Source organism: Frankia sp. AiPa1, assembly GCF_023243075.1.
In the GTDB taxonomy this organism is placed as follows: Bacteria; Actinomycetota; Actinomycetes; order Frankiales; family Frankiaceae; genus Frankia.
The window spans coordinates 1-7,588 of sequence record NZ_JALKFZ020000062.1 but is presented as its reverse complement, the minus strand read 5'-3'; the positions used below and the strand labels follow the sequence as shown (position 1 = coordinate 7,588).

8 protein-coding genes and 1 pseudogene are annotated in these 7,588 nt (G+C 70.5%); 6 read left to right on the top strand and 3 right to left on the bottom strand.

Annotated elements, in window-relative coordinates:
- The 4 genes from MXD95_RS07095 to MXD95_RS07080 form a co-directional block, all read left to right on the top strand.
- The coding region (locus tag MXD95_RS07095; RefSeq protein WP_250639743.1) for a hypothetical protein at positions 1–292 on the top strand (292 nt) is incomplete at its 5' end.
- A 292-nt stretch (positions 293–584) separates the two neighbouring features.
- Positions 585–938: a hypothetical protein gene (locus tag MXD95_RS07090; protein ID WP_250639742.1), complete on the top strand. Its 354-nt coding sequence runs from the start codon at positions 585–587 to the stop codon at positions 936–938.
- A 28-nt stretch (positions 939–966) separates the two neighbouring features.
- A complete protein-coding gene (locus MXD95_RS07085; RefSeq protein WP_250639741.1) occupies positions 967–2,046 on the top strand; it encodes an asparagine synthase-related protein in 1,080 nt (359 codons plus the stop codon).
- A 12-nt stretch (positions 2,047–2,058) separates the two neighbouring features.
- Positions 2,059–3,414: an AlbA family DNA-binding domain-containing protein gene (locus MXD95_RS07080; RefSeq protein ID WP_250639740.1), complete on the top strand. Its 1,356-nt coding sequence runs from the start codon at positions 2,059–2,061 to the stop codon at positions 3,412–3,414.
- Between the two features lie 137 nt (positions 3,415–3,551).
- Here MXD95_RS07080 and MXD95_RS07075 read toward each other — a convergent pair whose 3' ends face one another.
- The 3 genes from MXD95_RS07075 to MXD95_RS07065 all read right to left on the bottom strand — a co-directional run bounded on the left by MXD95_RS07075 (position 3,552) and on the right by MXD95_RS07065 (position 5,319).
- On the bottom strand, positions 3,552–4,214 hold the full coding sequence (locus MXD95_RS07075; RefSeq protein ID WP_250639739.1) for a transposase: 663 nt from the start codon (positions 4,212–4,214) through the stop codon (positions 3,552–3,554).
- A gap of 361 nt (positions 4,215–4,575) precedes the next feature.
- The gene (locus tag MXD95_RS07070) at positions 4,576–4,950 is read right to left on the bottom strand and encodes a hypothetical protein (protein ID WP_250639738.1); all 375 of its coding nucleotides are present in this window, start codon (positions 4,948–4,950) and stop codon (positions 4,576–4,578) included.
- A 90-nt stretch (positions 4,951–5,040) separates the two neighbouring features.
- The gene (locus tag MXD95_RS07065) at positions 5,041–5,319 is read right to left on the bottom strand and encodes a hypothetical protein (protein ID WP_250639737.1); all 279 of its coding nucleotides are present in this window, start codon (positions 5,317–5,319) and stop codon (positions 5,041–5,043) included.
- A 364-nt stretch (positions 5,320–5,683) separates the two neighbouring features.
- Here MXD95_RS07065 and MXD95_RS07060 point away from each other — a divergent pair, with 364 nt between their 5' ends.
- Together MXD95_RS07060 and MXD95_RS07055 are read left to right on the top strand one after the other, a co-directional pair.
- Positions 5,684–6,619 carry a hypothetical protein gene (locus MXD95_RS07060; RefSeq protein WP_250639736.1) on the top strand — a complete coding sequence of 312 codons (936 nt, stop codon included), beginning with the start codon at positions 5,684–5,686 and terminating at the stop codon, positions 6,617–6,619.
- Positions 6,616–7,588: pseudogene (locus MXD95_RS07055) on the top strand (hypothetical protein); the annotation flags it as partial. The gene MXD95_RS07060 and the pseudogene MXD95_RS07055, both read left to right, overlap by 4 nt.

Genomic DNA, 7,588 nt, shown 5'->3' with positions numbered 1-7,588 from the left:
CCCCCCCCCCCCCCCCCCCCCCCCCCCCCCCCCCCCCCCCCCCCCCCCCCCCCCCCCCCCCCCCCCCCCCCCCCGCGGTCGGTCAGCGTGGGGTCCGTCCGACGATCCGTCCGACGACGGGCGCCAGGACCGCGCGCAGCGCCAGGACGGCCCGGCCCGGTATCGCACCGTCACGCACGACCAGGACCAGATCGCCGTCGCGTTCGACGACTGTCGCCGGAGCCGAAGATCTTCCGGCTGTCTCGACCTGCACCTCATCAACCCCCGTCTCCGAGCAGGCGACGCCCAGTGACGCCACCCTGTGTAACCGAGAGGGACGTTAGTCCCGGGTGAGACGCTCTTTACAGAGCGTATGAGATAAATGTCTGCTTGTTGTTAAACCGATGGCTTTGCGTATGCAACCGCATGTGCTCGTGCGGATATGTGACCATGCGCCGTCACATGTGACGCCACCTAGTCACATGTGACAGAAACCTGTCACACCGTCCATCACGTGGGTGCCTGCGAATCACCCACGTGACGGCACACCCCCGGGGCGAGATCGTCAGGTCCGACAGATCCGGGCGACGGGGGTGAGACAGGCGATGGAGAAGGGGACGCGCAGGGCTCTGCACGCCGCGCTCTCGCCGGTGCGCGGCGTGGCCTGGCGCGCCGCCGGGCACCGGCGACCGGACTACGCCGAGATCAGCGGCCGGGTCGACCTCGCCGTCTGGGACGGCGGCATGCTCCTGCGCGCCGGCGCCCGCGAGCTGCATCTGCCCTGGCACGTCTGGGACCGGCTGCACTCGGACATCCGCGAGGGCCGGACGCCGGCCGGTGTCGCCCAGCATCCGGGCGAGGTGCTGCTGTCCGCCGGCGGCCGGGTCCTGCAGCTCACCCCCGGGCAGTGGGCCGCGGTCGTGCAGGAGATCCAAAGCGGCGCCTACGCCGACACCTGATCCCTCCCTCCGGGGCGCGAGGGTGACGATGACCGCCGGCCCGTGCGGAACCGCCCCGATCTATCTGGCGGCAGACGGGGCCACTCTGCACGGCTCGTGGGACATGGCCGATCTCCGCAGCCATGTCCCTGGGCTGTCCGTGCGCGAAGCGGCGCGGCTTCTTACCTTCCGCCCCCGCTACGGCAGCGAAACCCTGTTCGAGGGAATCTACCGACTCACCGAACGCGCGACCGCCCACTACGGCGGAGCGCGGCACATCAGCTATCCACCGCCCGCACTACATCTACGCCCCCGAGAGCTCACCGACAGCGCGGACGTGCTTGGCGCCTTCCGCACTGCGATCGACACCGCCCTGGACCTACGGCCCCTCGACCAGGACTCGACAGTGTGGCATCTGACCGGCGGCTTCGACTCCGGGGTGATCGCCACCCGGGCAGCCCAACGGTGGCCCGACCAGCTCGATACCGCCGCGCTGCTCATCGCCGGCCCCGGCCGCGCCCAGCAGGCCCGCCGACGGGAGCAGATGCGCAGCCGCCTGGCATTCTCCCCACCGGACACAGTGGTGGACGCGGCGGCAGACCCACCGCTGCACCCGGCATGCGCCCGAATGAGCGGAGCGCCGATTTCTCCATATGAGGAGCCGTTGTACCACCCCTTCCACCTGCTGGCCCAGGCTCTGAGCGGGCAGGGCACGCGTGTTGTGATCACTGGTCTTGGAGGCGACGAGATGGTCGCGGTGTCACGCGAGGAGTTTCCACTGCTGGATCCGCCGATCAGCCAGGTCGGCCGGATTCTGCCCTGGGTCGGCAAGACGGCGCTCGATGCTCTTCCCTTCGCCGATGATGCGACCTACCTGTACTCCACCTGCACCCACCCGGCCTACCGGACCACCCATCCCGGCACCCTGATCGCCCGATGGGCCGTCGACCACGCGGCCCGCCAGGGGCGCCGACGGGTCCGCCGCGGCTGCTACTTCCCCGGCCTGGTCACCTACTACCAGCAGCAGGGCTTCGCCCTGCGCCACACCGTCGAGCGCACCCACCGCACCGTCTATCTTCTCGCCCGACGCGCCGAACAGCGAGCCGCAGGAGATCGAACTTCAGAGTAGACTTCCGAGCTTGTGGACCTGTCGGACCTGTTGACCCGGACCGAGGGCAAGACCCTCGAGTTCAAGCGGGACCTCTCGTCGCCGCGTGGCGTCCTGCGGAGCCTGGTTGCCTTCGCCAACACCGCCGGCGGCGTGCTGGTGATCGGCGTCGAGGACGGTACCCGCCACGTGCGCGGGGTGCCGGACGCCTTTGACCTTGAGGAACGGCTCGCCAACCTGGTCAGCGACACGATCGCCCCACGCATCGTCCCCGATATCGGGATCGTGCCGTGGCGCGGCACGCAGCTCGTCGCGGTGGAGGTCTATCCGAGCCCGACGCGGCCGCACCACGTCAGGCAGGAAGGCCCGGACAACGGGGTGTACGTCCGCGTCGGATCAACCAATCGGCGTGCTGATGCCGACCTGATCGCGGAGATGCGGCGCTACGCACAGGGCGGGTCCTACGACGAGCAGGCGACACCAGAATATGGCGCGGGTGCGATAGATCTCCCCGCCGTAGCCGAGGCGTACAGCGGGATCCGAAAGATAGCTTCCGCCGACCTGGAGACCCTCAGAGTTGTCACGCCGCATCAGGGGAGACTCGTCCCGACCGTAGGCGGGCTTCTGCTGTTCGGCCGAGATCAGGAACGCCTCCAGCTCTTCCCCGACGCCTGGATCCAGGCCGGGCGATTCCTCGGCACGGACAAGTCTCTGATCGTCGACCAGGCCGAGATCCGGACCAATCTGGTCCACGCGGTGGAGGACGCACTCGATTTCGTCCGCAAGCACAGCCTGCACGGAGCCGATATCGGACCCGTCCGGCGGGCCGACCGGTGGAACCTGCCGCCGGTCGCGGTCCGCGAGGCGATCGTCAACGCGGTGGCCCATGCCGACTACCGGCAGCATGGCGCACCGATCCGCATCGCGGTCTTCGACGACCGGCTGGAGGTGGAGAACCCCGGCCTCCTGCAGTTCGGACTGACGGTCGACGACATCCGTCGTGGAGTGTCCAAACTACGCAACCGGGTCATCGGGCGGGTCTTCCACTCTCTTCGGCTCATCGAGCAGTGGGGCAGCGGCATTCAACGGATGACCACCGCGTGCCTCGACGCAGGCCTGCCACCGCCGGACCTTGAAGAGATCGGCGCCAGGTTCCGGGTGACATTGTGGACTCAGGGCGCCCAGCTACCCGCGCTGGACGCCAGGGACCGCGCGATCCTCGCCGCCGTCCCGACCAGAGGTGCCCCCACCACCGCCATTGCCGAGGCCATCGGCCTGTCCACGCGTGCGACGAGGACTCGACTACTCAGACTTGTCGATCGCGGAGTCCTGCGAGAGGTCGGCTCCGGACCACGGGATCCACAGCGCCGCTACTTCCGCGCCCTTTGAGCTGCGGGCCAAGGTGGCGCGGATGCTCGCGTACGGCGTCGAAACGGAAGACGCGTCAGGCGTCGGCCGGTAGCATTCAGGATCAGACCGGGCGATAAGGGGCTCTCCGCAGTGGGCTGGAATGTGTAGTCGGTTGGTCACGTGGTCTTGGGGTGGGGTGTGACGGGGTGTAGCCAGTCGTCGCGGGTGGAGCGGGAGGCGGCGTAGCGGGCGCGGCGTTGCTGGTTGGCGACGTTGGTCATCCCGAACGCGGTCCGGTGGACGAGTTTGATCAGCCGGTTGACGCCCTCGGTGGCGGCGTTGGACAGGCCGTGGAGGAGTGCGCCTGTGATCTCGATGTGCCAGTCGGAGATCGACTCGGCGAGGGTGACGATCTCGGGGATGGTCTGTCCGGTGGTGGCGCGGTAGTCGAGGAACCTGGTCAGGGCCCTGTTCAGGTCGGTGCGGGTGGTGGCGTGGCCAGTGCGGGCCGGGGAGAGCGCGAGCAGGTCGAGCGGAAGGTTCTTCGCGCGCCAGGCGGCGCCGATCGCGAACGCCTCGTCGCCGCCGAGGTCGGCGAGGGTGGTCAGGATCTTCTCGCGGCCCCGGTCGGTCAGGGTTGCGGGGCCACCCGGCAGCAGACCCTTGATCGTGTACTCGGGGTCGGAGGCGCGGCCCCGGCGGTGGCGCGGCTCATGGGTGGTCCGGCGGCGGACGTCGCCGACGGCCTTGTTCGCGAGCTGCGCGACGTGGAACGGGTCGACGGCGAGCAGCTCGGCCGGCAGGGCCTGGCGGGCGGCGGACTTGTAGATCGTGGACATGTCGATCGGGCTCGAGCTGCGCGCGGAGCTGCGCGCGGGAAACGGTCGAACGTGCCTCGCTCGCCCGGCGCACATTGGCCGCGATCCGAGCGCGGTCCAGCTCGGTCGGGTCGGCGGTCGCGATCCGCTGCGCGAGTGCGGAGACCGCGGCGGCGGCGGTGAGTCCGCCCGCCTGGATAAGCTTTCGGCGGTCCGTGGCGTCATCCTCGGCCGGTGGGCTCGTGCCACCCCAGGCTGCGGGAGGAACTGCCGGTGCGTCTACTGCACCTGGTACCGGCTCCGACAGGAGTTCGGCTCGCTGGCGGAGTGCGGCGGCCTGATCGGCCGCGCTGCACCGGAGGGCGGAACGGGCCGTCTTCGTCTACTGAGACGAGCAGACGGTCGACTGCGCCAGCGCGAGAATCGCCGTGGCAGTCAAGGGGTCGGGGGTGATGCCATTGTGCTCGAACCTCGCGGGAATGTGACTTAGCGCAGTCTGATTTCCGCGGGGAAGGTCGTCCAGGCAGATGTGGGCGACATCGTTTCGAATGCTGCTGTCGGTGCGGTCCTCAGCCAGCGAGGGGAACCGGGGCCGAAACGCGGTCACGAATGCGCCCGCGGCCGGAGAATCGCGCATCGCCTGAAAGGCGCTCGCAGCCGCTACGGTGGCCGTGGATTCGCTCGACGGAGCCGCGGAGCCGCTGCCGCCGCTGGCGCATCCGGTGAGGACCAGCGCCGCGGCGACAACCAGACCCACCCATAAATTCCTGAGCATAGTTCCCCCTGAAGTTACTGGTCGGGGGACAAACGGTAGCGGATCGGCTCACACCGATCGTCCTCGGGTCGGTCAGCCCAGCGCCGCCCGCGGCGCAGGCAACGCCCGGCGCGCCTCGACCAGCTGCTCGTCGAGCTCCCGCACGGCAGGCACGTCGGGCCACCGAGCGGTCATCTCGCGCCAGGTACCGTCAGCGGATTCGATCCCGGATCGGCTGGGTCGATCCGGGAGCAGCGCGAGTGCCTGTTCGGTGGCCCTCGCAGCCTGTTCGGGGGCCGCGTAGGTCTCCGCGATCGCGAGAAGCCGGGCGGCCTCGGCGGGCTCTGTGCTGACGTCATCCCAGACAGCCATCCACCGCCGTCTCATGCCTTCATCCGGAGACTCTCGGCGAAGGTCGGGGCCTATGGTGATGGCCCGCGGTGTCGTACCGCGTTCATCGCTCGTCTCAGAGATCACCGCACGCGGATGGTCGTCGGGCAGCGCGCTTCCGCCCAGAACGACCATTGCCGCGGAGTCGGGCTGGTCGCCCATCCGGCCGTGGATTGGCCAACCGGTGTAGCCCCAGGCCAGCGGCCGACGGCGGAAGCGGTGGCCAGGTCCGGCGTGCGCGGCGTCGAATCGGAGGACGCGGAAGGCGGGGGCCGGTAGCATTCAGATCCAGGCCGGCCGATATGGGGCGCAACGCCGGGATGAAACTGCACGGTCCGGGGGGCCTGTGGGAATCGCTCTTGTCGATGCGGTCAAACTCGCGAAGGACAACCAGCGGTCCCACCAGCAACTCGAAGTGCGCTGCCGGCTGCTGGCCGCGCGGATGACCGCCGAGTCGGAAGCGCAGCGAAAGGCCCGCGCCGACGTGTACGACGTGGCCTTGGTGCCGTTCCAGCAGGTCTTCAGCCGAATGAGGCACGTCGACCTCGCCGAGCTCGCGGAGATCAGCCTTGGGGCCGGCGAGGACTCACCGTCGGTGGAGCTGCGCCAGCTCCGGCTCAGCGGCGCGCTCCAGTCGCTCGGCGGGGCACTGGCCGCGGGCACGGTGGCCGGCGCGGGGGCCGCTGGCGCCACCTTCGCCGCGGTCGGGGCGCTGGCGACGGCCTCGACGGGAGCGGCGATCTCCAGCCTGTCCGGCGCGGCCGCGACCAGTGCGACGCTGGCCTGGCTGGGGGGCGGATCGATCGCTGCCGGCGGCGGTGGGGTCGCGGCCGGCACGACGGTCCTCGCGGGCATCGTGGCGGCGCCGGCGGTCATCGTCGTGGGCGGGATCCTGGACTGGCAGGGGCGCCGGGCCCGCGCCGGCCAGCGCGCGACGGCACGGCGGATCGCCGACGCCGACGCCGAGCTCGCAGATGCGGAGAAGCAGGCAGCTCTGGTCCGACGCCGCAGCCAGCAGGTCCGGGACATCCTCACCGAGCTGCGGCTCGCCATGAGCAGCCGCCTGCCGTCGTTGGATCTGCTCATCGCGACGAACCCGGAATACACGACCTATTCCAGCGAACAGCGCGAGCTGGTCGCACAGCTCGTCGGCATTGCCACGACCACCGTGACCGTCATGAGCGCCCCGATCGCGTCCCGCGACGGGACGGCGGATCCGGCGGCGCGTCAGGTCGTTCGGGACGCCAGGCGGTGGCTGCTCGACCTGGCCGGGAATGCATGACCATCCGCGGCCTCGATCCGCGGCACCGGCGCCGCGGGCACGAGAGGTCTGTCGGCGTGCTGCCCGGTGGCGCGGACGCGGCGGTCTGGGCCGTCCTCGATCAGGCGACCCGCCGGACGGCCGCGCAGGTGGTGGCGACGCTGGACGGCCGGGACACCGTGGTGAGACTGGCGCGACGCTACGCCGACCACGGCACTCCGCAGCGCGCCGGGCACCTGTTCGAGGTGATGCACGCCATCGGTTTCAACCGCCACGCGGCTCGCACGGGCTCCGCGGCCCGTGCCCACGTCCTGGAATGGGCCTGGGACGGCGCGCAGAACGGCCCGGTCGACATCGTTCTGACCGACGGCGCCACGAAGATCGCGCGGGTGCAGGCGAAACTGCTCGGCCGGGTGGCGCCCACAGCCCACCAGATCTCGCGGTCCGAATATCAGGGAATGACCCGGCTGGTCGCCGCGGACCGGCTGGAGGCCGTCAACGACCTGCTCGACCGGCGCCTGACGATGAACCCGGAAGGGACCTTCTTCGCCGACTATGCCGACGCCCGGGCGGCCACGTCCGACCGGCTGGCGTACGACGCTGTCCACAGCGATCCGATCAGCTATCACCAGGCGCAGAAGGCCGCCGGTGACCCGATCGGCTGGGCCAACGGTCAGGTCGCCGGCGCCGTCGCACGCGATGTCGCGGCGGCCGGCCTCGCCGGAGCGGCCGCAGGTGCGCTCATCGGCGGCCTGACGGCCACGGCGATGGAGGCGGCCCGGGTCCGTGCCGGGCAGACCTCCGCGGGGAGTGCCGTCATCACCTCGGCAGGCTGCGCCGCCCGCGCCGCCGTCCGTTCGGGGGCCGTCGGTGGGATCTCCGCGGGGGGGGGGCGCGGCCCGCGCCCCGCGGGGGGGGCGGCCGCCCGGGGCGGGGGGTCCCTGCCCTCTGTGTTTTTAAAAAAACAAGCTGACGACCACACAACAATTT